Raw genomic sequence first — 25,612 nt, forward strand, 5'->3', positions numbered from 1 at the left:
GGCCAACGGTCAATATATCCATTTTCTGCGGGCCCCGTTCTTACCTTTGCGGTATGATCTACGTCATCGGCATCTTCATTTCCGTTTTTTTGGCCTCTCTCCTGCTCACCAAAGCCGGACGACATAGGGCGGATATGATTCTGGGGGTCTGGATGATTGTCGTCGGCCTGCACCTGTTTGCCTATTACAGTCTGCTAACGGGCCTGATGTACGAATACCCGTTCCTGATCGGCTCCACCCTTCCATTTCCTTTCCTGCACGGCCCTCTTCTGTTCCTCTATGCCTTTGCACTCACAAAACCCCGGGCGTTGCGTGTGAGGGTCTGGCTGGTACACTCCCTCCTGCCCGTGGGGATTATCCTTTCGACCGTACCCTTCTTTTTGCTTCCGGCGGCACGGAAAGCGTATGTTTTTCAACATGAAGGGGAGGGCTACGAAACCTACCTGTTGATCACCAATATCCTGCTGAGCCTTTCGGGAATCCTGTACATTTACCTCACCAACAGACTCCTGCAGCAGCACAAGAAGCGCTTGGTGGATATATTCTCGAACCAGGAGAAGGTCAACCTCGATTGGCTGCGGTTTTTGTTTTACGGCATGGGGCTGATCTGGGTTTCAATCATTCTGAGTTTCAGCGATGAGCTAACCTTCAGTCTGGCTACGGTATTTGTGGTTTTGATAGGGTACTTCGGCATCAGACAGGCCGGTATATTCACCAACCAGGCTTTACCAGACGCGGATGAACCAGTTGCCGAAGGGGAGTTTACAGCCCCGGAGGAACCGGAGCCGGCCACCCAAAAAAGCAAGTATGCCAAGTCAGGGCTTACCCCTGACGCGGCCAGCGAACTGCACGCCCGTTTGAAAGACTTGATGGACTCTGAAAAACTGTTCCTTCAACCCGAACTGACCCTGGTGGAATTAGCCAGCCACCTGGACATACATCCCAATTACCTATCGCAGACGATCAATGAAATGGAGGGCGCGAGTTTTTACGATTACATCAACGGCATGCGGATCGAGGAGTTCAAGCGCCGGGTAAGCCTCGCCGAAAACCAGAAGTTCACCCTCCTGGCCCTTGCCTTCGATTGTGGCTTCAACTCCAAGTCGGCCTTCAACCGGGTTTTCAAGAAGGCCACCGGGCTTTCTCCATCGCAATACGCCCAGGCCGCCACCAGGGTCTGATTTTCGGCGTCCCACCCCTCAGGGTGGCACCACCTTCACGATCCAAAACGCTTCCCACCTTACAAGGCTGGTCGTTCGATGGCTATGTTTTACCCAATTTTGCGGCTCAAACAAATCATCAAACAGGTATGTACCCATCAAAATCAATTGTAAGAATCAGCCTGCTGCTCTTCTTGTTCTTTCCCGCCCGGGGGCAAGCCCCAAGGAACCTCAAAGTTTCGGTGCTGAACGAGGCAACGAGCCTGCCTACCCTGAACGCACTGCCACGGCCCCTTCATCCCGGCCTGACCATCGGCTCGGATTTCCTGGTAAGCAGCCGTAATCACTGGCAAAGTACCCTGGGCGCCGACCTTTCCTTTTTTCACCATCGCCTCTCCGAAAATGCACTGATGCTCGACGCTACCTATGGCCTGGGCTACCGGTTTGGCTTTGGCCTGCAGCCCAGGTTTCTGGCCGCGCTGGGCTACAAACACACGCTGGCGGCGGGTGAGGTGTACGAATTGCGCAACGGGGGCTACGAAAAAGCGGCGTACTGGGGTAAGTCCCAATTCAACGCCAGGGTAGGTTTCGGACTGCAATACGCCCTGAACAAAAAGTACAGCCTCACGACCGACTACAAAACGATGGTGGCCCTGCCGTATTCCAAAAAAATAGCTTTTTCCCTGCATACCCTGCTGAGTGTGGGGATTGAGGTAAACCTTCAAAACTAAACATCGAAAAACCCGTCATGAAAACCCTTCCATTAGTCACAGGTCTGCTTTCCACGCTCCTGACCCTCGCTTCCTGCGAGCAAATCAAAGAAACCGTTCCGGCCCAAGCCTGCGAAAAAGGAATCAAAAATCACCCGAATGCCGCCCGGTACCAAAAACTGGCCGACGCCCTGCTGGCCGAGGGCGTAGTGGGCGCGAGCCTGACGGTCATCACGCCGGAGGGTACCTGGAGTTCAGGAATCGGGATGGCCGATCTTAAAAATAAGGTCAAACTGACCCCATGCCACACGCTACGGGTGGGAAGTGTATCCAAGATATTCGCGGCTACGGCCATTCTGAAATTGCAGGAAGCGGGCAAACTCAACCTCGACGACCAGGCGGGCAGGTACCTGCCCGCCGAGTTTGCCAGGAACATCGCCAACGCCGACCAGGCCACCATCCGGCAGTTGCTCAACCATTCCTCGGGCATCGCAGAGTACTCCAGCCTCTCCAATATTCTTCAAATCCTGAATCTATCGGTGGTGAAGCATTCCGCCGAAGAAAATCTGCGATCCATTTTCGGCAAGAAGGCCAACTTCAAAGTCGGGGAGCGGGACGAGTATTCCAACTCCAATTTTCTCCTGCTTGCACTCATCATTAAGAAGGTGACGGGCCTGTCGGCTTACGGGTACATCACCGAGCACCTCTTAAAGCCCAACGGATTTGAAAACCTATACGCCTCCGCGTCAGTCCCAAGCTCCCTCTCGCGGGCCTACTACGATAGCAACGACAACGGCTTCATGCTGGACTTGACCGAAATTGAAAACAATGCCGTCGGCGGAGCCGACATGCTGGATGGCGGCATGATCGCCAACTCCTATGATCTGGCCCGTTTTCACGAAAAGCTCATGACCGGCCAGCTCCTTTCCGCTGCCTCCACGCAGGCGCTCCACGCCTTTACCCCCGTCACCCAAGACGTGGGCGAAGACCTCAAGCACATCAAAGGGTACAGCCTGGGGCTGATGAAACTGGAAACCAATCAGGGGGTGGCCATCGGGCATTACGGCACCGTACATAGCTTCAATGGCATGGTGTTCTATTTCCCGCAGCAGAAAGTCACCATCGCCCTCATCCGGAATTCGGATTCAGCCAAAATCAAAAAGTTCGTCGAGAGCAAGGAGATTTTTGATTATCTATTTCAGCAGAAGTGAATCGGATACCTATTTCTTGACAACAGTCAACAGATGCCTGTAAACCTGAAACTACTAGTTTATGAAGAACGAACAAAACAGCAATCAGGAGATTGAAAATACAGTGGATAAGGAATTTTCCGCACAGGCCACACCCAACCCTAGCCACAGGTTGAAATTTTAAAAGGTAAACATTCTCAAAAGAATGAATCTATAAAGTATAAATTGAATGGAACCGCTTACCGAAATTAACAAAAGAAACGCCATTACCACAAGCCTATGCTTTATAGTGGCGGCGGTGACGTCAATAGTTGGCAAGCTGCTTTATGCCCCCGTTCTGGCAGATCCTGACTATTTGACCACAGGTTTCCTGCATTCAGATCAGGTCGTTTTAGGGGCAGTTTTTGAGTTGATTCTAGCCACTGCAGCCGTCGGCACCGGGATATTCATGTACCCCATCTTGCGCAAAGTCGACGAAAGCCTGGGGTTGGGATACGTGATTTTCCGGACTTTGGAAGTGGTGTTTATCTTAGTCGGATTAGTCGGTGTACTGGCATTGATTACACTTAGCAAATCGTTTACGGCTTCTAGCACGCCCGACTATAAGCATTTTCATTCCATTGGGGAAGTTCTGAAAGGCGTCCACGATTGGGCGTTTATTTTAGGACCCAATTTCATGCTAGGTATCAATACATTCGTGTACAGCTTTATTTTTTACCGGTCGGCGCTACTGCCCAGAAAAATTGCACTGCTGGGCCTTGTAGCCGCAATCCTGATTTGCGTCGCTTCGCTTTTGGAACTGTTCGGTGTCATTCAACAAGTATCGGTAGCTGGCTTTCTGTTTGCACTTCCGATCTTCATCTATGAAATGATTGTAGCCATTTGGCTGCTTTCCAAAGGCTTTGGTTTAAAGCATGGGCACTTAATCAGTTTTTGACTTGGTATATAGTTTGAAAGAATACCGCGCTACTGTGAATTTTTACAAACCAAATCCCAATGAAATGAGAGCCTTTATAAATACTTCCTAAGTGGGTCAAGAACCTCCTTCTTAACCAAAGTTAATAGACGGCAAAATCGCCCTTTCTACTTTTGCCATCACATTTACAAATCTTAAAGCCATGAAAAGAATCATCTTTCTAGTATTACCGCAGTTGGCCAGCATTGCCAACGCCCAAACCACCACGCAGCCATTCCACTTTTCGGTAGTACAGTCGGTCGGCACCAATGGTGCTGACAGCAAAAACCGCAACTACCATTTCTCTCTCAACCTGCTTTCGGGTACAGTCAATAGCATAAAAGGAGTTGAGATTGGGGCGCTTTACAACCAAAATCAAGGCGATTTGACGGGCTGCCAAAGCTCGGGACTGCTTAACGTCACCAAAGGTAACGTCACTGGCTACCAAACGGCGGGACTGACCAATATCTCAGGCGATGTGAAAGGCTTCCAGGAAGCGGGTTTGTCGAACCATGCTCAAAATGTCAATGGCGTGCAGTTGGCCGGACTGGCCAATACGGCCAAAGAGGTCTTCGGTGTGCAATTAGGTGGATTGTTTAATAAGGCTACCCGCCTCAGGGGATATCAGATCGGCCTCATCAACATATCGGATTCCATCGAAAAGGGAGGTGGAATAGGGCTGGTCAACGTCTATAGGAATGGCGGATACCGCGAGGTAGAAGTCTTCTTTGCCGACTACCAGCATGTGGGGTTGAGTTACAAATCAGGGGTTGAATCCCTGTACTCGATCGTCTCGTTGGGCTACAATTCTTTGGATACGCCCCTTTTCAGCGCTGGTTTCGGCATCGGCAGTCTGACCGGGTTGAAAGCCGACTGGTACTTCAAGCCTGAAATCATATGGTACAACTACCTGACAAAAGACCTTAGTTTCAAAACCGCCACCCAGTCGACTCACCTTCGGCTAGGCATCATGAAAAGGATGAATAAGCTGTCGCTTACACTTTACCCAAGTGTTTACTACGCCAACATTCCCAAGGGTCTGGAAGGAAAGTTAACTAAAACAGGCGAGTTTAAGCCCTTCGCGCAGAACAAGAACGGTCAGTTCGGATTCGGACTTGGACTTGGGATAGCGTTTTTGAAGTAAGGTAATATTAAATATTATTCTATGAGATCAAGATTAATTTTGCTGGCTTTCCTTGCTGGCGTACTATGGATTTTTCAGTCTTGCTCAAAAGCTACCGTTCAATTACCCGTTGATACGTCACGTCTTATGCGAATAGAAGATGTGTTGCAGGGTGATGATCACCAACTACTAGATCTGCTTAACATAGTCAGGGGCAGCGTAGGAAAGAGAGGGCCAGGCTCAAAAACCATTTGGAGTACGAAAAACGATTTTGGATTGGGACTTTACGTTAGCGCAAACCATGTGTACGGCCTCAACAGTTGGCGTACGAGGAGTGCCGAATATTTTGATTTGGCAACTGTAAATCCAGGGATTTTTGAAACCTCACAAATCCCACCTGAGAATGGATATAGTGAATTGGGAACTACTTTGACGGCGGACTTCCCCCTCATGCATTTCGATATTTCTGTTTCTGCCACAAATACCACGATTCTGCCTTCTGAGGATTTTTATTTGGGTATCGTTGACAATCAGCGGGTAAAGCAGGGAATGTTTCCACAATATCCGGTCCTGGTGCAAACCAATGCTCCCTTGCAGATGTACGACCCGGGTAATCGCTCGAAAGCTGACCAAACCTGGAATGAACCCATAAAAGGGGAAAGGGCAATCCTGGTAGGCTATCCGCAAGATGTGGTGAATTACCCAAATGGTGCGGTCGCTTACGGGAAGATTCTATCGGACAAAGAAGCAGAATCCATCCTCACCCAATTACGGAGTGCCGGCGATTCAGAAGGCGATATTCCCTACAATTCCCTGATAGAATTTATTGTAGAAGCACCGGGGATAGCTGGTATGAGCGGAGGCGGAGTCTTCAATTCAACAGGGCAGCTTTTGGGCATTATGGTGAGAGGCAGTGAAGTGGAAAATGTGCCCAGGATAATCAGAGCGGTGAAAGTATCCCATATAAATTCAAAGTTGAAGAAGTTTTATAGCAGTTTACCGCAGGCAGACAAGGATAAGATAAGATCCTATGTCAGTGGAGAACTGTAAGCTGAGTACTAAAAACAATGCAAGTCAGAGCTTAAATTCAATCATAACAAAAATTGCAATACAGATGCTTATTTTAATTTTTGATTATGTAAAAAATATGATCGTTATATTTTAGGATTACGAGTCATTTGAAAAAATTTAGAATGATACTCCAAAATTATTCATCAAGTTGGATTGACGATTTCAAAAATATTAAAAGTGAAATCGATATTGCTTTGATTGGAATATTTTATACCATTGAACACGTTGGAAGTACTCCTGTGCCAAACCTGGATTTAAAGCCAATTATCGACATTGATATTATCTATTCAATTCAAGTGGATCTCATTATAATAGAGTTGGGTTTAAAAACCATTGGATACTACCACAATGAAAATCAGGGTATTGAAGATCGAGATGTATTCTAAAGGGATGGTAAAATGAAAAATGGAATCTTAGATACAGTAAATCACCATCTTTATGTTTGTTCGGCTGAAAGTAAAGCATTCGAAAGACATCTTTTATCCCGAAATTATTTGAGGAAAAATGAATGGGCAAGAAAAAAATATCAATTTACTAGCCTCAGGTAATATTCTATTGCCAAAAAAACTTGAAAACACATGGAAAGAAGTGAAGCAAAACTTGATGGTGTTGAACAAATTCAAATAGTCAGAAATTCCGTGATCGAAAACACATTATCGAACCCTGCTCTTATAACAGATACCGACTGTAAAAAATTTATATTTAAAAGAGGGAAAGGTTGGGTATGTGAAATTAATAACCATATCGTTGTGTTCTCTATTGTCGACTTAGAAGGCAATAAAGCTTGGGCATTGTTTTTACAACCTAAATTTGAAAGGCAGGGGATTGATAAGCAAATACATGAAATTATGGTTGACTGGTATTTTGCTCAAAATTAGCAGAGTACCCTCTCTTTTTCGAGAATTCTTGCTCTTAGTCTGCTCAATGATTGAGGTTTGATACCTAAATAGCTCGCTAATTGGTGTTGTGGAACACGTTGTACCAGGTCTGGTCTTTTTTGTATTAAGTTCAGGTACCGTTGTTCAGGCGATGAAGTCTTAAATTCGTCAAAATTAATTTGTTGCTTTACAAATAGCTCTTCGTTTAATTTGCGAAAAAGTAGTTCAAATTTGGGAAATTTTTCAAACATAATAGCTTCCATTTTAGGGTCTCCTTCTGATACAATACAATCTTCTACACAGGCAATATAATATTTAGATGGCTTTTTGTCAACAGCGCAATGCGGATTTATACCCTCTAATTCAGTATAAAATTCAGTAGTTTTTTCTATCCCTTCTGTCAAATAAAAAATTCTTATACAACCCTTTAATATGAAATAGCTTTTATTTGATATTTCGCCTTCTTTTAAAAGAAAAGAACCTTTTTTGTATGATTTAAAAGTGTTTATCTTTATAAATTCTTTTTCTTCTTCTTCTGTTAAAGAAATGTATTTTGAAATAAAATTAAATATTAATTTTTCCATTATTTTTATTATCTAGTTTGTTTTTGTATTTAGTTACACTTGCCACCAACGCCCGGTGGCTTGATTAAGTTGTCTGAGTGAAAACCAAAGGTTTGAACGAATAGCAATTTCATCAAGCCGCCAGTTGTACGCAGTCGGCAGGGTAGATAAGGAAGCAAAAATCCAATATAGCCAGAATGATAAAATATTTTGCAATTATTAATTTGTGAAGTCTATTATCATCGCTTTTGTCTACTTTGGGGCCTCCGATGACAAGTTCCCCAGGCTCCGGAGTTAGACAAAAACTGGCCGTCTGAGATTCCCGTCCTTATTGCGTCGTAACTCCTTTATATACGCAAGTTTAGCACTAGTTTTTGTATTTAGGTGTACCTTTCTTATTTTTCATTGTAATTCTGATGTCTTACTTTTTAAATTTTCATAATTCCCAATATCTTGCTGAGGAGGTTACCAGAACACTCTTTTGACCCATTCAATTCGTTGAATTGGCCTTTAATATTATCGAGCTTACGCCTACTTATGTATGTATATTGCAAGGTAGTATTGATGTCGTTGTGGTCCAACAATTCTTGTATAAATTTAGCAAACGGCTTTCTTATAAAGGTATTTGTTTCGTCATAAACTGAATTAGAGCGTGTTTGGAAATTAAGTTTGGTTATCTAAGTCGATTCGTTACAAGATCATCTGGATATTGGCTAGCATCAGCCAACCAACCGAAGAAGATACTGTAAGCTCGTAATCCTTGACTATTCGGCGGAAATCAAACTCATTAATTTGACCGGCCATATTATAGGTTTTTACTTCAATATGTTGACTACCAGTGTCATTGTACTGCTCATCATCATTCTGGGCTTGGTATGGACGATCAAGCTCGGCCACGAGAAAGCATCCACCTTGTTAAGGCGTCTAAATCGCACGGGTGAGCCCATCCCACTCTCTTTCAAATCCGCTCCATAAGGATCTTAATGAACTAGGCAGGTTTTATAAGTCCGTCTATATCTTCAGGTACAGTAGCCAGGTAGATCTGTGGAAGCCCTGCTCTCCAAAGTGGAAAACGCGAGCCACTTCTTCAAAGGGGTTATGCGAGGCAACCCCTGGGAATTCAACTGGAACGCGCCGCGCCGCGCACCATAACCAGCCTATCGCGGAAGGGTGCAAGCGGCTGATCATAAACTCGATCATTATTACAACCTGCTATTGCATTCCAACTGATATGCAATTGTAAACCGGATAAACACTGGCAGGAGTTGGTGCAGGCTAATTCTCATTCATCGACCCACATCTGTCATCACATCAACTTGCACATGGTCGCCGCTGCGGGGGAACTTGACTACGCTCAGCAACAGGTGAAGACTATTTTCGAAATAGAGGCAATGCTGAGTCTTTACTCCGCATCACGACCTGGGAGGCTGACCGCTTCCACATAGGCTTTGAGTTGGACACCAACTCCGACGAGTTATAGCTCGCCCTGCTGGGGTGGGTCGCCAAGGCCTCGGGTAGCGCAGGCTGATCAACTTCATCCACACGCTCTCTAACTGGCTGCGACCGATCGCCAACTTCGCCTACCAGCGGCTTAATAACGCGGGCCACCCAGGAATTGAGCAAAGTCATTCGGCACGTCAAGCGCATCAGCTAAAGGCGGCCCAAGTCCGAACATCTCATGCTACGAGTCCTGGCTCATACCATGTGACCAAAAAAAATGTCCAAGACCTAAAAAAGACCTAAAACGAATTTCTTAACTTAAGTGAACGGGTTAGTGTATCTCGCCAATCTACTTTTGCAGTCTCGTTTATCATTAATTAAAAAAGATATGAAAAAGAAAGTTTTATGGATTGGACTTGCCATAGTGTTGGCAAACAGTTTTCAGGTGAATGCACAAAATTCCAAACAAGATAGTACTTACAAAAAGTTTTTTGTTGGGAGTTCACTCTTTATGTTGGGAAATTTTTCCAAAATAAATAACCCTGAGTATGTGCAATTAAATTTTGGTTATAGGGTAACACCGAAAGATGTTGTTTCCTTTGATTTTAAAAGATCAATTTATGCCTGGCCAATAGGCATTCCATTTGGTCCATCATTAGATGGACCAGGACTAAACTATCCCGGTCATGCACGAATACTTGCACCTACAATAGGATACCAGCGTTTTTGGTGGAAAGGAATCTTCACATCCGTCCATGCATTGAATGCCTTTGAAAAATATATGGATGAAGATGGTAAAAAAATTGGAAATGGATACACGTTATATCTCAACTTTCATTTGGGTTACCAGATTAAGTTTTTTAAAAACCGGTTCTTTTTTGAACCAGCTATTGGGTGTAGTTATTGGCCAGTAAGAAATAATGTTCCAGAATCTTTTAAATTACTGGAAAATAAATGGCCCAATTACTTTATTCAACCAGGGCTTAATTTTGGCTTTAACTTTTAGAATCCTTATCGATAAATTAACCTTATTCATTACAAAATAATCCTCCCTCTAAACAGAAGCTTCTCCTGTTCAATAATAGATTTTATAGAACGTTCTATCAGGGCGACCTCATATTTCTAAAACACTAACATATCGAAATGATTTAAAGTCCAAAACAAAAAGTGGAAAAAGTACTGTATTGGTGAGTCTATCCTGCATTTCGGATAAAAATTGAATATATATATAAGTAATAAATTTATAGTTACTATTATGAGAAAAATTGGCATTTATTCCGTGTTGTTACTGCTCACGGCATTTTTTAGTTCATGTGGCGTCGGCACCGCCCTTGTTACCAACCATAATCAAAACGCCACCGAGGTACACTTGAGTGGGAACAACTTCAAAGTAATTGATCAGGTAAGCGGAAGTTCGGAGGATTCTTATGTATTGGCAATTGGAGGTATGAAAAAAAGGCAACTGTACCAAAATGCATATTCAGCGATGATGAATAAAGCCAACTTGCAGAACGGTTCCAAAGCCATAATCAACGTGATAACTGAGGAACACATTAGTGGTTTTGCCCCTTTTTTTGTCAGAAGAACTATTACGGTGAGTGCCCAAGTAGTTGAATTTACGAGATAAGTTCAAAGAGATGGGCTGCGTATTTAGTGTATCTCGTCAATCTATATTTGCGGTATCGTTTAACACGATTTAAAAAAAGACATGCAAAAGAAAATTTTATGTTTCGCCTTGACCTTAATGGTGGCAAGCACTCTGCAAGTTAAAGCTCAATATGCTAAAACAGGCAGCACTTACAAACGATGGTTCGTTGGAACCTCTTTATTTGTTTTATTGGGTAATCTCGATACAGAAGACCCGCCCAACTTCGCACAACTCGATATGGGTTATCGGATTACGGGAAAAGACGCAATTAGATTGTCTCCAAAAACCTGGAAATATGGCTGGCCAAATGGTATTCATCCACTTTTAAACAAAGCATACAAGAAGCCAGAAGAAAGATTTCCGGGATATGTTCGTGAGTTTGGCGTAACAGCTTCCTACCAACGATTTTTATGGAAAGGCTTGTATGCCCAACTTGATGTAATGCCTACTTGGCAAAATTTTGTGAATGACAAGGGTAAGAAAATTGACAATGGTTGTCAGATTTTCAATTCATACCGTGTTGGTTATCACATCAAACTCTTTAAGGACAAATTTTTCTTTCAACCATCACTATGTATGACCCATCGTGCTTATCACACAAAATTACCTGATGGATTTAAACAGGTAGATGATAAATGGTCTAAATTCGTCTTTCCAGAACCAGGACTAAATGTCGGGTTTAATTTCTAAAACTATAATGATCAGATGAAGCAGGGCTTTCTTTTAAAAAATAGTAAGGGACAGGCAGCCCTGTCTTTTTGGTTCTCCAGACTACAATCTTGACTTCCACCCCTCGCCAATCCAAAGCTAGTTCCGCACGGGCGCGACAACCGAAGCAAAAAGCATAGCATGGTCCTCGTTCTTACAGGCTAGGCCATCGGATGGCAGCCAGATAAGCCAGGAAACGTGGTACTACGTCAGGAAAGCTCGTCCTGCGAACCGAGGGTAGGACTAGAAACTTTTCGACCCTACCCGCCGGCATTGGCCTCTTGAACCGGGCCGCCGGAGTGTTGACCCATTTCTACTGGGACATGACACTGGCCGAAGATGGCTTGAGAATCAAGAGTCAGCACGTCAGCAGGATAATGAGTAGCATTAGGAAACTGGTGGTCAATTTATTGAAACGCATTAGGCCTAAAAATATGGCTACTCAGATTGATGAGTTTGCCGATGATTTCAATGCCTTGATTTGCTTCTTGACTTAACAAATGATTTTATAAAACCCTTGATCTCGGATATGTCCGGTCGGGTCAATTTCCCGCGCTAGACTTAAAACGTCCTACCTAAGTTTGTGCATTGATTGCCGGGTTTATGATGGAACGAAGGGCCAGATTTGTCCCAGAATGAAGGACAGAAAAGTGAAACATAACTTGATGAATAACTTAGAACGATTGACGGTCTTGGGGCTGATACTGCTGACGGGTACTTTGAACGCTCAGGCACAGGAAAAATACACCGTCAGCGGTTACGTGAAAGACATCGCCAACGGCGAGGGACTAATCGGTGTGTCGGTGTACGTGCGGGAAGGTAGCACGAGCGTTGCCACGAATCCATACGGCTTCTATTCGATTACCTTGCCCGAGGGTGAGTATTCGCTGGTGTTCAGCTGTATAGGCTATCAGAAACTGACCGAGCGCATGACGCTCAATACCGATCAGCGCCGGAATGTGGAAATGACCTCCGAAAGTAAACAACTGAAAGAGGTAATAATCTCTACTAAAAAAGAAGATGAAAACGTCCGCAGCCTGGAAATGTCGGTCAATAAGGTAAATATCAAAACGATCCGCCAGATTCCGGCCCTGCTGGGCGAAGTGGACATTATCCGCAGCATCCAGTTATTACCCGGCGTAACCACCGTCGGTGAAGGCGCTTCGGGCTTCAATGTGCGTGGCGGCGACGTCTCACAGAACCTGATCCTGCTGGATGAGGCTCCCGTCTATAATTCTTCTCACTTATTTGGTTTTTTCTCGGTCTTTAACCCTGATGCCGTCAAGGATGTCAAGCTTATCAAGGGAGGTATCCCGGCGCAGTACGGCGGGCGTATTTCGTCGATTCTGGACGTCAGAATGAAGGAGGGCAATACCAAGAAGCGCGAAATCAACGGCGGAATCGGCACCATTTTCTCACGGTTGACCTACGAGCAGCCTTTCGCCCAGAGCCGGGGCTCGTTCATCGTGGCGGCGCGGCGGTCGTACATCGATGTGCTGGCGAAACCTTTCCTAAAAGGCGATCTGAAAAAAAGCCGCTTCAACTTCTATGACCTCACGGCTAAGGTCAACTACCGCCTCGATGACAAAAATACTTTTTATGCCTCCGGCTACTTCGGGCGCGATGTGTTCGGGGCGGCGGATTTTGGCTTTGGCTGGGGCAATGGCACCGCCACGGCACGCTGGAATCACATTTTTTCGAATAAGCTCTTCCTCAACCTTACAACCTATTACAGCAACTACGACTATTCCATTAATTCGGACCCCTATAATAAAACTCCCAACGACCGCTTTGAGTGGAATTCCAAAATCATTAGTACCAGCGTGAAGCCCGACTTCACCTACTACCTTACGCCCAACAACCAGCTTATCTTTGGCGGACAGTACATCAAATACGACAGCTGTCCTGGTAATGCCGTGGTGGTGTCCAGTGGCGAGAGCCGCAACATCAGCCTTGATTCCCGCTTCGGCGACGAGTCAGCTTTGTACATCGCTAACGAACAGAAAATCTCCGATCGCTTTTCGCTGCAATACGGGCTGCGTTACTCTCTGTACCGCAACGTCGGTCCGGGTCAGGTCTATCAATATCAGGAAATCCAGCCAGATGAGCGCAAACTACCCGTATTACCGGGAACGGCGGTAACGAAAGGCGATGTGATCAAGACATACGGCAACTGGGAGCCAAGGTTTTCTATGAATATCGGTCTGAGTCCGACCGCCTCGATCAAGGCCAGCTACAACCGCACGGTGCAGTACCTGCACCTTCTATCCAACACGGCAGCTACTTCGCCGGTCGACGTCTGGACGCTTAGTACCAATAGTATCAAGCCCGAAATCGCCGACCAGGTGGCACTGGGCTGGTTTCAGAACTTCCGCGACAATACCTATGAGGCTTCCGTGGAAGTGTACTACAAGGATTTGCAGAATCAAATCGACTACGTACGTAACTCCGACCTGCTGCTCAATCGCTACGTCGAAGGCGATTTGCTATTTGGCAAAGGCCGAGCCTACGGAGCGGAGTTTTTCCTGAAAAAGAACAAGGGACGGTTGACAGGCTGGCTCAGTTATACGCTGGCCCGCACGGAACGGCTGGTCGACGGCGTCAACAACGACGACTGGTTTCCGGCTCGCTTCGACAAACCCCACAACGTTACGCTGGTCGGGATTTATAATCTCAACGAACGATTGACGCTATCGTCCACTTTTACGTTTGCATCAGGTACCCCCGCGACCTTTCCTACCAACCGCTTTGTGTATAATGGCTGGGCGTTGCCGCACAACGTATATAATGCCCGCAACAATAACCGAATTCCACCGTACAATCGCCTGGATCTGGCGGCAACCTTGAAGTCCAGGAAAAAACTGTTCGGAGTCGTACGGGGTGAGTGGGTTTTCTCGGTCTATAACGCCTACAATCGCCGGAATCCGTACTCAGTCTATGTCCAGCAGAATGAAGATAATGCGCTGACGACCGAAGCCATTCGCTTCTCAATCATCGGGTCAATAATCCCAGCCGTCACCTACAATTTCAAATTTTGAGAAATCGACAAATTGTGGAAACGCGATTTATCGCGTTTAACGGGCGAAACAACCCGCATTTGGACAATAGCCTCTGATCAATGTAAAGAAAAATAGCCATGAAAAAAAGTACCATGTATTTGTTGCTGAGCCTGTTCGCCGTGTCAGCTCCCCTGACAAGCTGCGAGGATGCCATCGACATCAACACCGAAACCGGTCCCACCGAACTCGTCGTGGATGGCTGGATCACGAACCAACCCGGCCCACAAACGATAAAACTGACGCTATCGGCGGCTTATTTCAACAATGGTCCGGCCGTACCTGCCTTAGGGGCTGAGGTATCGGTAATTGACGACAAGGGTATAGCGTATATATTCACAGACGAAAAAAACAAGGGCTCCTATAAGTGGACGCCCAAATCGGACACGGTGGCCCTGGGTCGTATCGGGGGCAGGTATGCTTTACAAATCAAACACAGCGGCGAGGAATACACCGCCACCAACGAAATCAAGCGGGTGCCAAAGATCGATTCGCTGGTGTACGAAGAGGAAAGTTTCCCGATCAATCCTCCCGAAGGACCCAAAGATGGCTACCTGGCTCAGTTTTACGCCCGTGACTTCGTGGGCCTCAGCGACACCTACTGGATCAAACCCCTGAAAAGCGGTAAACTCTACGGCACCGACCCAGAGGATATTTCGCTGGCCTTCGACGCCTCTTTCAGCCCTGGCTCGCCTTCTGACGGACTGGTATTTATTAAACCTCTACGGCAGTCGATCAACGTCAATAAATTGTTTTCTGCGGGTGATACGGTGGGCGTGGAATTGCACAGCATCAGTATCGAAACGTACTACTTCTTATTTCAGGTCAGGCAGGAAAGCAGTAATGGCGGTATCTTCGCCGTGCCTCCCGCCAATATTCCTACTAATATTTCCAACAAAAACCCCAACGGCAAAAAAGCCCTCGGTTTCTTCGGTACCTCCGCCGTCAGCCGCGCCGAAACGGTGATCAATCCGAAGAAGGCGAAGTTGAAAGAGTAGTTTTTAGGGAATACCAAAGTACCTAAGGGCCAAAAATGGAAGGTGAAATCCAACGGTTTGCTCAGCGTCGCGAACAAGCCTTCTACACCACCCAGCCCGCCGCTTTGGGAGCGTGCGCCTTCGCCAAACAGATGGAAATTACGCCAATGATAATCTGTTTCTGCACGTCCCGATTTGTAATCGGGACGGTTTCCCGCTGGGATACTATCTCCTCGGGTTTGCAACGCGAATGCACTCATGCGCGGATCGCGTTATAGAGGAGTGAATTAACTTATAAAGTACCTAAGTTTCACCCCAGAGGCGTCGGCGGTTAATAGTAAATGTCCTTATTAACCAGTCTTTACACCCCTCCGGGGTGGTGATAAAATGCATTCACCTGAACTATTAACAGATGGCCCCGCTGGGGCAATTACTTTAAGACTTTATTCATCCATCAATAAAACGCGAAGCAGATGCAACACCGATTACAAATCGGGATTAGCGGGAGATTTTTCAGTATTGTTTAAAAGTACCCTGTTAAAAGGGCTTTGTTGCATGGTCTTGATAATCCAGGAACGACTTTAGGTGGCCTGAAAATATTATTTAATAAGTGACTGTTTTTCCTAAAAATATAAACTTGTGAAACTCTAGTTAGGCTCTGCCTAAGTGGAACAAGATTAAAATTAGCCTTTCACAAGCCATGCAACAAAGCCTGTTAAAAGTATAAAAAAAATGAATAGAGTATAGCATAAAAACAAAAAGTACTGCAAAACTTGGGTGTATACCAGAGTTGGTGGCAAGCATACGACAACACCATACGAACTCAAAACTTTAACTTGCTGACATTCGTTTTTCTCCCCAACTTCTCATTTGACTGATAAAAGGGATTAATTCCATTCCTGTATCGGTAAGTGAATATTCAACTTTTGGTGGAACTTCTAAATAAACTTTTCTAATAATCAGCTTATCAGCTTCCAATTCTTTAAGTGTTTGGGTTAGCATTTTTGGAGTTATCCCAACCACAGCTCTGTTTAACTCTCCATACCTGAGACAACCTTCTCTTAATACCCATAAAATCCGCCCTTTATATTTTCCGCCGATTCTTTGAAATGCGTAATCAACAGCACAATACGCCTTTTGAATATTTTTTTTCATTTTTGAAAGTTTAAACCATTGATAATCAGCTTTACTATGTTTTTAGTATGTACCATACTTTATTGTATGTACTTGCTGCAAAGGTATAAAATACTTTTTATTGCAAAAATTTTAAATAAAATAAATTATGAATGCAACTATCAAAAGAATGCTTTATTTTCCAATAACAAAAATTATCATTGGAATTGTGGTCTGTTTTTCTCTATTTGTTTTAATTCAAAACTTTGTATTAAAACCATTTTTTTATAGCATTATTCAAGATAAAAGTATTGCCGTCCCAATTATTCACTGTTTTTCTTTTATAATTTTATTAGCCGCTTATTACTATTTATTCCGTTTATATGATAAAAGAAAAATAACAGAATTATCCATAAAATATTTACTTAAAGAAATGTTTGGAGGATTTTTCTTTGGTTTTTTTACAATTTCCTTATCTATTTTCATTTTATACTTATTAGGGCATTATCGAGCTATTAGTATTTCTACAGTTCACTATTCAATAAAGTTTTTCACATTCTTAATGTTTGCGGCCATAGTTGAAGACTTATTTCATAGAGGGTTAATAGTTCGTGTCTGTGAAAATTGGTTAGGAACTAATTTAACCCTTGTCATTGCAATGTTAGTAGAATTGCAACACATTTATAATCCAAATTCCAACTTATTTAGTCTTTTTTATTATTTGATTTGGGGGTTTACCATGGGAATGATGTTTATCTATACTAAAAGAATTTGGCTACCATTTTTCTTCCATTTAGGTTGGAATTTTGCTCAGCCTTTTTATGGCTCAAATCTCACAGGGATAGATGATATGGGCAATATCATTCAATCAAAATTCAACGGCCCTGAACTATTGACAGGGGGTGCTGTTGGAATTGAGGGTTCAATTTTTACAGCGTCTTTTTTATTGCTTATTGGAATCATACTTTATTATCGAGCAAAAAGAGAGGGTAAAATTGTAAAAAGCAAACTGTTTGAAAGATGAATTAAAAAAATGCGTTAGTAAGCCTTGAAAAATATTTCTCACCAAAGATTGTAAGCGAATTAAATGACCAGTATATTAAAGTTGTAAAGATAAAAGGGCAAGAAGTGCCTTGGCATATTCATGAAGATGAATTATTCTACATTGCAAAAGGAATACTTTTATTGGAAATTTAAAAGCAACCAGACTTAAAATTAAAAAAAGGTGACCTGTTTGTTGTAAATAAAGGAAGAAATCACAGAGTTTCCTCTAAAAAGGAATGTTTAATTATGATTATGGAATCTAAAACAACCGAACATACTGGTTAAGTAAAATCGGCAATAACAAAATCAATAGAGGAGCAACTTTTTTGATATACAAATATTTCGCTCTTATGCGAGTTGACAATTTTTTTTGAAACTATTATTTTTTATAAATATTTTATAGGTCTAACAAAAAGCCTGCCTCCAACATGGGGTTTGCTGCAAGTGTGGCGGGATATTGTTAGCATCGACTTAAGTTCGCTTTTGTGCTTCAGTCTCGGCGGACGGATTGCTTTGGGCCTTCGATTTTTAACTTGTACTTTTAGTTATTTTTTAACAGTAGTTCCGGGCAGATGAAATTCTATTTTCACACCTGCGGCAAGCCCTGTTCGTTGGCTGCGATTTTAGGACATGCTTTATTAAAACGAAAAACAATTTAATCATTAATGAATTTAAATCAAATTACAATACCGTCATTAAATATGGAAAAGTACATTCTGTTTTATCAGGAACTAGGATTAAAATTCATCGTAAAATCTCTGCCTCACTATGCCAGATTTAAATGCCAGGCCGGAAATTCAACATTTTCTCTATACCAAGTAGACCAACTTCCAATGGGAAACGGAATAATCATCTATTTTAAGTGTGACAATCTTGACCATTATGTGAACGAGCTTTTAGGTAAAGGATTTGAATTTGAAGAATTGCCTAACTATAAAAATTGGTTATGGCATGAAGCACATACGAAAGACCTTGATGAAAACCATTTAATTTTATACTATGCAGGCGAAAACAGGCTAAACTCACCCTAAACCCACCCTGGAAATTAACTTAATATGAAACCTGACGATAATTTACAGTTATTTATTCTTTCAAAATCATTGAGCGATAGGGAAATGACTTTATTAAAGCCTGGTACAACTATCGAAGCAAATTTACAAGTTTTCGGGAAATAATGGTTCAAGGTTAGATCAATCTGGCAAGCGATTACATAGTGGTTATGCACAATGGACAGGCAAGGGAACTTTGCAAGATTCGTGTAACACATAATTATAAGGTGCAAAAGAATTTCGAATGCAAGTGCGTGAATGTTGTTCCGAAATCCAAACCTAATACAAAATGAATATGATTATGGATTTATTAAACAAAAGAAGGGCAGTGAATTGAATGCTGAGATCTAAATAAGCACAGGGGTGCCATAGCTTTATAAATATATTTTCTTCTGGTGAAACGGGTCCACCGGAACGGTTTACCAATTTTACTGCGCCACGCCAAATGTACATCGGTACGACGCCCGAAAGGTGGGTGTAAACTGGGCCGCTGGAGCGGGCTAACAAGCAATAGAACTTCTACCGAGCAGCGTACCACTGTACGAAAAGTATTCGTCAGCCAACGTCAGCCACGTACCGTTTTCCTGTATGTACTCTTGGTTCAATTAATTTATTCGTTTCGAGGTACAATAAATCTAGCTGTACTCTGAACAGTACATTAAGGAGATTTGGAAAACTGATCTGTGATGTGGTCTTGTTTGCTTCTGCTACTATGAAGCTTTTGTGGTGTAACCGTGTAAGGGGGTGCGAACCAGGAACCTTACGGATTCTTTATTTTGGTTAATTCAACAACGCGGAAAATGAGGCACATTCTATATTACATTTGCGATTTCTTTACGTCCGATAATCTTGACCTCAAATGAATACCCCCTAAATTCTTATTATTCCCTTTCCCTTTATAAATTTTTTCCCATTTTCACCCTTCGCCTCCGGCATGGTCGGCACTTCCAGCATCCGGTATTTCGCTCGCCTTTTTCAATCGGGTGTACTGCTCCCAGTCCTCGACCGAAATCAGCACGGCTACTGCCTTATTCTGCCGGGTGACCAGGGTCGGCTCCTTGAGGTAAGACGCGCGGTTGAGCAGATCCGAGAGTTGGTTTCGCATCTCTTGTGCGGTCACGCTGTTTATTCCGTCAGTGTCCATGTTTTTGTTAGTTTAGTTATTTCGTAAGAAAGCATGAATTTACTGAAATAATGGAAGCTAGGAAAACTCTTTAAATCAGAAACTGATGAATAATAATAAACTCATGAAATAAATGAAAATAACAAAACTGAAATTATGATGATTAGTAACGAACTTACAAACCTTACAGAAGTGTAAGCAATTTACCTGTTTTACATTTTAAGAACGGACGTTTGTATAATGTAAAATTTGCCTAACTTGCTCCACAAATCAGAATAGACCGCCCGTGGAACACCAGAACGACCAGACCAAGTACGTCGCCTACTACCGCGTCTCGACGCTCCGCCAGGGCGCGTCCGGTTTGGGCCTGGGCGCCCAGCGCACCGGTGTCGAGTCCTTCACCCGCGGCCGCGGGCAGATCCTGGCGGAGTACACCGACGTCGAGTCGGGCAAGCGCGACGACCGCCCCGAGCTGATGCGGGCCATCGCCCGCTGCAAGTCCGAGGGAGCCGTGCTGCTGATCGCCAAGCTCGACCGGCTGACGCGCAACGTGGCCTTCATCTTCACGCTGCGTGACTCGGGCGCCCCGTTCGTGTGCGCCGACATGCCCGAGGCGAACACACTGACGATTGGGGTCATGGCCACCATGGCGCAGCACGAGCGGGAGGTGATCTCCGAAAGGACCAAGAAGGCGCTGGCCGAGAAGAAGAAGCAGGGGTTCGTGCTGGGTCGGCCGGAGAACCTGACGCCGGGGGCGATTGAGAAGGGGAGGGGAGTGCGACAGCAGAACGCCCGCGCGGACGAGAACAACCGCCGGGCGGCGGCCCTGGCCAATTCGATGCGGCAGGCGGGGCAGAGCTGGACAGCCATCGCCGCCGCGCTGAATGACTACGGGTTCCGCACCAGGCGCGGTAAGGAGTTCCGGCCCGTGCAGGTGCAGCGCGTGGTGGCGCTCTTCGTCTGACGGACGGATTCGGGAGGAGTGGTATGGCTGCTTCCGGCAAGGGTACCCGGGCTTTCGCCAAGGTGCGGAGCAACCCGTCCCATTGCCGCTTGACCTCAAACTGCCCCGTAGCGGCGTACCGTCACACTTTTTGACGCACTCGAACAAATCCTACCTGGATTCGCGGGCACCCTACCTAAGAATATCACTTTTCCAAGCAAACGAGCGCCGCTTTGTCGTCCTCCTTGGCCGCATGTACCTCAACAGTCTACAGAGGTACCTCAGAATTTACAAGAAACTCCTCTATACTGCCGCACAGGCAACCCGGTATTCTAGTCTTTCCGTACGGATTATTGATCTAAGCCGGTAAAAAACCGTTAAACGTACCGTATCTCCTTCGATTCATACCGCGGTCGGCAGCCCTGCTCTCACCAACTTTGTAATGATAGTCGAAGGGCATTGAGCCCTTCGAAATTACAAACCAACAAACCTCTACATTATGCCGACGCTAACCATTAAAGACGGTACCCAACTTTACTATAAGGATTGGGGAACAGGACAACCCCTAGTGTTTCATCACGGATGGCCGTTGTCCAGCGACGACTGGGATGCCCAGATGATATTTTTCCTGCTGCAGGGTTACCGGGTAGTGGCCCACGATCGCCGGGGTCACGGTCGCTCCACCCAAACGACGGATGGTCACGATATCGACACCTACGCATCAGACGCCGCTCAACTGGCCGAGTTCCTGGACTTGAAAGATGCGATTCACATCGGTCATTCTACCGGAGGGGGGGAAGTGACACGTTACGTAGCTAAGTACGGCAATGGACGGGTGGCCAAAGCAGTCCTGATCAGTGCGATTACCCCACTCATGGTCGCTAACGAGTCAAACCCCGACGGTGTGCCCATGTCGGTATTTGATGAGATTCGGGAAGGAACCGCTACCCGGCGTCCGCAGTATTTCAACGAATTCACCACGGCTTTCTATGGCTTCAACCGTCCAGGGGCTACCGCTATGCAGGGCGTACAGGATAACTGGTGGCGGCAGGGCATGATGGGGGGAATAAATGCCCACTATCACGGTATCAAGGCCTTTTCGGAAACAGATCTTACGGAAGACCTGAAAAACATTGACGTGCCGGTTCTGATCATGCACGGAGAAGACGACCAGATCGTTCCCATCGGGATTACAGCCCATAAGGCGATCAAGCTTCTCAAAAACGGGAAATTGATCACGTACCCCGGCTTTCCGCATGGCATGCCTACCACCGAGGCTGCTACGATCAATGCTGACCTACTGACTTTTGTCCAATCGTAATCACTTCACCTCTCGTTCCAAAGGCAGAGGGGTTGTGTGCATACCTGCGCTTGCGGTACCTATACGCCCGAAATCATATTCCCTATGAACCAATCAATTTTAGGCCTCCACCACATCACGGCCATTGCCAACAACGCGCAGCGTAACGTTGATTTCTATACCCAAGTGCTGGGGCTGCGCATGGTTAAAAAGACGGTCAATTTCGATGATCCAACTACCTACCATTTTTATTATGGGAACGAAGAAGGTACCCCCGGTACAATCCTGACCTTTTTTCCCTGGGAAGGCATTGGCCAGGGACACAACGGTACCGGTATGGCTACCGAGATCGGATATTCGGTTCCGGCGGATAGTCTGGGAAACTGGGTGGAGCGATTCCGGGAAGCGGGTGTAACAATGGGCGAACAGGCGGACCGATTCGGAGAAAACTACCTACCCTTCAAGGATCCTGACGGTCTGGAATTTGCCCTGATGGTACCCAGGCAAGCCGACGGCCGTCCCGCCTGGGAAACCGGAGAGGAGAAGCAGGACATGGCTACCCGGGGGTTTCACAGCGTCACCCTGACATTACAGAAAATAGACGCTACGGCGAAGGTACTCACCGACATTTTTGGCTACCGGCTGCTGGGGCAGGAAGGGAATCGCTACCGGTTTCAGACGGATAGCGTGGCCGAGGCTGCGATTGTCGACCTGCTGGAAGTACCGGACGGGCAGGCGGGGCGCAATGCCGGTGGCACAAATCACCATGTTGCTTTCCGGGTAGCCAACGAGAGCGTTCAGATGGAATTCCGGGAAAAGATCCTGTCCGGCGGATTACAGATTACTCCCAAGATCGACCGCGACTATTTTTTTTCACTGTATTTTCGTGAACCCGGGGGCGTACTCTTTGAGATTGCAACCGACAACCCGGGATTTACGGTGGATGAGCCGCTGGCCGAACTTGGGAGCCATCTCAAACTACCTAAACAGTATGAAGCCTCGCGAAGCCGCATAGAAAAGGCGCTCCCGGTACTGAAAACCATATAACTGCTTTGAATATGACCAACGTTGAAACAAAGCTGGACCAGAATGGCAAAGGAGCGTTCAAACTGTACGAGGATAAGACAGAACTGGGTGAAATGGTTGTCCGTGTCAATGACGGTAAACTGACCGTCTACCACACGGAGGTCGTACCGGAGGAAGAGGGCAAGGGGAACGCGAGTCAGTTACTGAAAGCTGTGGTCGATTACGCCCGCGCGCAACACCTTCAGGTGGTACCCCTGTGCGCGTACGTTCATGCCCAGTTTCGGCATCATCCTGAGCAGTATGCCGATGTATGGACAGAATCAGCTAATTGAAAAAGGCCACCGTTATTTAACTTCTAGAACTCACTTTCAACCATGCATCCAGAACGTATCGTCACGGGAGGGCAACCGCTCACAACGGCAACAAAAGTATTACTGATGCTTCATGGGCGGGGTGGCAATGCTCAGGATATTCTGTCGCTGGCGCAGCAGCTCGATGTGGATGACTTTGCGCTGCTGGCGCCACAAGCCACTGGCCACAGTTGGTACCCATACTCGTTTCTGGCACCACAGGCCCAGAACCAACCGGCCTTATCCTCTGCCCTGGCGATGCTTGGCGGCCTGCTGCAAAAACTGGAAGCGCAAGGTATCAGCCGAAAAAGTATCTATCTGCTGGGCTTCTCACAGGGAGCCTGCCTGACGCTGGAGTTTGCGGCCCAGAACGCGGATCGCTACGGAGGGATTGTGGCTTTCACGGGTGGCTTAATCGGCAATCAACTCGATCCGGGAAAGTACCATGGGGATTTTGCGGGTACGCCTGTTTTCATTGGTACCAGCGACCCCGACTTCCACGTGCCCGTCGAACGGGTACAGGCTTCGACGGCTTTGCTGAAAAGCCTGGGGGCATCCGTTACGGAAAAAATATATCCAAATCGGGGGCATACCATCAGTCAGGATGAAATTGACCTAGCCAATACCCTCATTTTTAAAGCATAATACAACTAACTTTTCTCTCTATCCTCATGAAAACTACCCTGGGCATATCCGCCGAAAACCGCGAAATTGTGGCGCATGATCTGGCAAAGCTACTGGCCGATGAATTTGTGCTTTACACCAAAACGCTCAACGCCCATTGGAATCTGGAAGGCATGGATTTCCATTCCGTTCATCTCTATTTTGAAGAGCTGTACAAGCAGTCGGCCGAGATCGTCGACGGCGTAGCCGAACGAATCCGACAATTGGATCATTACGCTCCGGCCACTCTGAAAAATTTCCTGCAACTCACCCACCTGACTGAACAGGATGGGGGCGGAAACGATAGCCGGAGCCTGACCGCCAAACTACTGAGCGACCACGAAAGTATTATCGAGTTTATCCGGGGTACCATCGGTGAATTTCAGGAAGCTCACCACGACGCCGGTACGAGCGACTACGTGACGGGCCTGATGGAAACCCACGAAAAAATTGCCTGGATGCTGCGCGCGCATTTGAAGTAAAGTTCCTGTTGATTATCATTACAAAACAAAATCCCGCTTTCCATGAAAGCCGCCGTACTACATCAACTGGGAGAGGTACCCCGCTACGAGGATTTTCCCGACCCGATCCCCGAGAAAGGTCAGCTGCTGATCCACATGAAAGCGGCGGCAATAAAAAACCTCGACAAAGCCAGGGCCAGTGGCAGGCATTACGCCAGTCACCGGGAACTACCCGTTGTTGTGGGGATAGATGGGGTGGGCCTGCTGGAAGACGGTCGGCGTGTATACACCACCGGCCTGTCCGGGATGATCGCAGAAAAGGCCCTAATTTGGCCCGCCAGTGCGCTACCAATTCCCGAAGAGCTTTCCGATGCTACGGCTGCCGCGCTGCCTAATGCCGTTATGGGCGCGGCACTAGCCCTGCTGCACCGGGCCGGGCTCAAAGCCGGGATGGTGGTACTCGTCAATGGCGCTACCGGGGTTACGGGGCGTCTGGCCGTGCAACTGGCCCGCTTCTACGGGGCAAGTCGGATCATAGCTACGGGTAGGAACACGGAATCATTGGAAAAATTGAAAACACTGGGGGCCGACGAGGTTATTTCGCTGCGGCAGGACGACGAGCAGATTAGCCATCAGCTTAAAGCCTTGCATACGGCCACACCCATTGATGTGGTGATCGATTATCTGTGGGGGCGGCCGATGGAAGTACTGTTAAAGACGCTGACGGGTTCGAGCGTCAGTCATTTTTCCCACCCGGTCAGGATCGTTACCGTAGGCAGCATGGCGGGCGAGAGCATCAGCCTTTCATCAGGCAGCCTGCGTAGTTCGGCAATCGAGTTGTTGGGGTCGGGCCTGGGGAGTCTGTCGCCGGAGGCATTCCGGCAGATGAACACCGAAATTCTCCCCAATTTGTTCAAGCTGGCGGCATCAGGGAAGCTGGAATTTGAAACGGAAGTCAGGCCTCTATCTGACGTGGCAGCGGCCTGGGAAGAGGAAATAGCGCCTGGTCAGCGCCTGGTCATTCAAATTTCCTAATTTGCACATGTAGTTGAAAACAACAG

General features: G+C 46.1%; 27 protein-coding genes and 1 pseudogene. 23 read left to right on the forward strand and 5 right to left on the reverse strand.

Annotated features, from left to right (window positions below; genetic code table 11):
- Positions 1–53 precede the first annotated feature (53 nt).
- The 8 genes and pseudogenes from GBK04_RS28865 (at position 54) to GBK04_RS28905 (ending at position 7,087) form a co-directional block, all read left to right on the forward strand.
- Entirely contained in the window at positions 54–1,181 is a 1,128-nt protein-coding gene (locus tag GBK04_RS28865) for an AraC family transcriptional regulator (RefSeq protein ID WP_152766563.1), read from the forward strand.
- Between the two features lie 128 nt (positions 1,182–1,309).
- Complete coding sequence (locus GBK04_RS28870) at positions 1,310–1,891, forward strand: hypothetical protein (RefSeq protein WP_152766565.1); 582 nt, start codon at positions 1,310–1,312, stop codon at positions 1,889–1,891.
- Positions 1,892–1,908: 17 nt separating this feature from the next.
- Entirely contained in the window at positions 1,909–3,081 is a 1,173-nt protein-coding gene (locus GBK04_RS28875; RefSeq protein WP_152766567.1) for a serine hydrolase domain-containing protein, read from the forward strand.
- Between the two features lie 208 nt (positions 3,082–3,289).
- Positions 3,290–3,997 (forward strand): DUF4386 domain-containing protein, encoded by a 708-nt coding sequence (locus GBK04_RS28880; protein ID WP_152766569.1) that lies wholly within the window; start codon positions 3,290–3,292, stop codon positions 3,995–3,997.
- Positions 3,998–4,178: 181 nt separating this feature from the next.
- Positions 4,179–5,159, forward strand: a complete 981-nt coding sequence (locus tag GBK04_RS28885) for a hypothetical protein (protein WP_152766571.1) — start codon at positions 4,179–4,181, stop codon at positions 5,157–5,159.
- A 21-nt stretch (positions 5,160–5,180) separates the two neighbouring features.
- The gene (locus tag GBK04_RS28890) at positions 5,181–6,188 is read left to right on the forward strand and encodes a S1 family serine peptidase (RefSeq protein ID WP_152766574.1); all 1,008 of its coding nucleotides are present in this window, start codon (positions 5,181–5,183) and stop codon (positions 6,186–6,188) included.
- A 143-nt stretch (positions 6,189–6,331) separates the two neighbouring features.
- Positions 6,332–6,757, forward strand: a pseudogene (locus GBK04_RS31380) (GrpB family protein).
- A 30-nt stretch (positions 6,758–6,787) separates the two neighbouring features.
- On the forward strand, positions 6,788–7,087 hold the full coding sequence (locus GBK04_RS28905) for a hypothetical protein (RefSeq protein ID WP_152766580.1): 300 nt from the start codon (positions 6,788–6,790) through the stop codon (positions 7,085–7,087).
- Here the strand turns inward: GBK04_RS28905 and GBK04_RS28910 are convergent.
- Positions 7,084–7,671, reverse strand: coding sequence for a Crp/Fnr family transcriptional regulator (locus tag GBK04_RS28910; RefSeq protein WP_152766582.1), 588 nt, complete (start codon positions 7,669–7,671; stop codon positions 7,084–7,086). The genes GBK04_RS28905 and GBK04_RS28910 overlap by 4 nt on opposite strands.
- A 669-nt stretch (positions 7,672–8,340) precedes the next feature.
- Positions 8,341–8,547, reverse strand: a complete 207-nt coding sequence (locus GBK04_RS31385; protein ID WP_373331516.1) for a hypothetical protein — start codon at positions 8,545–8,547, stop codon at positions 8,341–8,343.
- Positions 8,548–9,478: 931 nt separating this feature from the next.
- Here GBK04_RS31385 and GBK04_RS28925 point away from each other — a divergent pair.
- The 6 genes from GBK04_RS28925 to GBK04_RS28950 all read left to right on the forward strand — a co-directional run bounded on the left by GBK04_RS28925 (position 9,479) and on the right by GBK04_RS28950 (position 15,500).
- Positions 9,479–10,096 carry a hypothetical protein gene (locus GBK04_RS28925; RefSeq protein WP_152766586.1) on the forward strand — a complete coding sequence of 206 codons (618 nt, stop codon included), beginning with the start codon at positions 9,479–9,481 and terminating at the stop codon, positions 10,094–10,096.
- Positions 10,097–10,345: 249 nt separating this feature from the next.
- Entirely contained in the window at positions 10,346–10,717 is a 372-nt protein-coding gene (locus GBK04_RS28930; protein WP_152766587.1) for a DUF6567 family protein, read from the forward strand.
- 81 nt (positions 10,718–10,798) lie between these two features.
- Positions 10,799–11,428, forward strand: a complete 630-nt coding sequence (locus GBK04_RS28935) for a hypothetical protein (RefSeq protein ID WP_152766589.1) — start codon at positions 10,799–10,801, stop codon at positions 11,426–11,428.
- 299 nt (positions 11,429–11,727) lie between these two features.
- A complete protein-coding gene (locus GBK04_RS28940; protein ID WP_152766591.1) occupies positions 11,728–11,943 on the forward strand; it encodes a hypothetical protein in 216 nt (71 codons plus the stop codon).
- A 168-nt stretch (positions 11,944–12,111) separates the two neighbouring features.
- On the forward strand, positions 12,112–14,484 hold the full coding sequence (locus GBK04_RS28945; RefSeq protein WP_373331517.1) for a TonB-dependent receptor: 2,373 nt from the start codon (positions 12,112–12,114) through the stop codon (positions 14,482–14,484).
- Between the two features lie 98 nt (positions 14,485–14,582).
- On the forward strand, positions 14,583–15,500 hold the full coding sequence (locus GBK04_RS28950) for a DUF4249 domain-containing protein (RefSeq protein WP_152766594.1): 918 nt from the start codon (positions 14,583–14,585) through the stop codon (positions 15,498–15,500).
- Between the two features lie 82 nt (positions 15,501–15,582).
- Here the strand turns inward: GBK04_RS28950 and GBK04_RS31390 are convergent, their stop codons facing one another.
- Positions 15,583–15,735 (reverse strand): hypothetical protein, encoded by a 153-nt coding sequence (locus GBK04_RS31390; protein WP_373331518.1) that lies wholly within the window; start codon positions 15,733–15,735, stop codon positions 15,583–15,585.
- A gap of 575 nt (positions 15,736–16,310) precedes the next feature.
- Entirely contained in the window at positions 16,311–16,634 is a 324-nt protein-coding gene (locus GBK04_RS28955; RefSeq protein ID WP_152766596.1) for a winged helix-turn-helix transcriptional regulator, read from the reverse strand.
- Between the two features lie 127 nt (positions 16,635–16,761).
- On the opposite strand from GBK04_RS28955, the gene GBK04_RS28960 reads away from it, so the two are divergent.
- Both GBK04_RS28960 and GBK04_RS28970 read left to right on the forward strand, forming a co-directional pair.
- Complete coding sequence (locus tag GBK04_RS28960) at positions 16,762–17,616, forward strand: CPBP family intramembrane glutamic endopeptidase (RefSeq protein ID WP_152766598.1); 855 nt, start codon at positions 16,762–16,764, stop codon at positions 17,614–17,616.
- A 685-nt stretch (positions 17,617–18,301) separates the two neighbouring features.
- Positions 18,302–18,667 (forward strand): VOC family protein, encoded by a 366-nt coding sequence (locus tag GBK04_RS28970; protein ID WP_152766600.1) that lies wholly within the window; start codon positions 18,302–18,304, stop codon positions 18,665–18,667.
- Between the two features lie 934 nt (positions 18,668–19,601).
- Here the strand turns inward: GBK04_RS28970 and GBK04_RS28975 are convergent.
- Complete coding sequence (locus tag GBK04_RS28975; RefSeq protein WP_152766602.1) at positions 19,602–19,829, reverse strand: type II toxin-antitoxin system Phd/YefM family antitoxin; 228 nt, start codon at positions 19,827–19,829, stop codon at positions 19,602–19,604.
- 265 nt (positions 19,830–20,094) lie between these two features.
- On the opposite strand from GBK04_RS28975, the gene GBK04_RS28980 reads away from it, so the two are divergent.
- From GBK04_RS28980 to GBK04_RS29010, 7 genes are all read left to right on the forward strand, one after another.
- Complete coding sequence (locus tag GBK04_RS28980) at positions 20,095–20,772, forward strand: recombinase family protein (protein WP_373331519.1); 678 nt, start codon at positions 20,095–20,097, stop codon at positions 20,770–20,772.
- A gap of 478 nt (positions 20,773–21,250) precedes the next feature.
- Positions 21,251–22,072 (forward strand): alpha/beta fold hydrolase, encoded by an 822-nt coding sequence (locus GBK04_RS28985; protein ID WP_152766604.1) that lies wholly within the window; start codon positions 21,251–21,253, stop codon positions 22,070–22,072.
- An 84-nt stretch (positions 22,073–22,156) separates the two neighbouring features.
- Positions 22,157–23,098 (forward strand): ring-cleaving dioxygenase, encoded by a 942-nt coding sequence (locus tag GBK04_RS28990; RefSeq protein ID WP_152766606.1) that lies wholly within the window; start codon positions 22,157–22,159, stop codon positions 23,096–23,098.
- A gap of 11 nt (positions 23,099–23,109) precedes the next feature.
- A complete protein-coding gene (locus GBK04_RS28995) occupies positions 23,110–23,409 on the forward strand; it encodes a GNAT family N-acetyltransferase (RefSeq protein WP_152766608.1) in 300 nt (99 codons plus the stop codon).
- A 42-nt stretch (positions 23,410–23,451) separates the two neighbouring features.
- On the forward strand, positions 23,452–24,072 hold the full coding sequence (locus GBK04_RS29000; RefSeq protein WP_152766610.1) for an alpha/beta hydrolase: 621 nt from the start codon (positions 23,452–23,454) through the stop codon (positions 24,070–24,072).
- A 26-nt stretch (positions 24,073–24,098) separates the two neighbouring features.
- Positions 24,099–24,572 (forward strand): Dps family protein, encoded by a 474-nt coding sequence (locus GBK04_RS29005; RefSeq protein WP_152766612.1) that lies wholly within the window; start codon positions 24,099–24,101, stop codon positions 24,570–24,572.
- 42 nt (positions 24,573–24,614) lie between these two features.
- The gene (locus GBK04_RS29010) at positions 24,615–25,586 is read left to right on the forward strand and encodes a quinone oxidoreductase family protein (protein ID WP_152766614.1); all 972 of its coding nucleotides are present in this window, start codon (positions 24,615–24,617) and stop codon (positions 25,584–25,586) included.
- The last annotated feature ends 26 nt before the right edge of the window (positions 25,587–25,612 follow it).

Origin of the sequence: Salmonirosea aquatica (assembly GCF_009296315.1) — a bacterium.
Classification (GTDB): Bacteria; Bacteroidota; Bacteroidia; order Cytophagales; family Spirosomataceae; genus Salmonirosea; species Salmonirosea aquatica.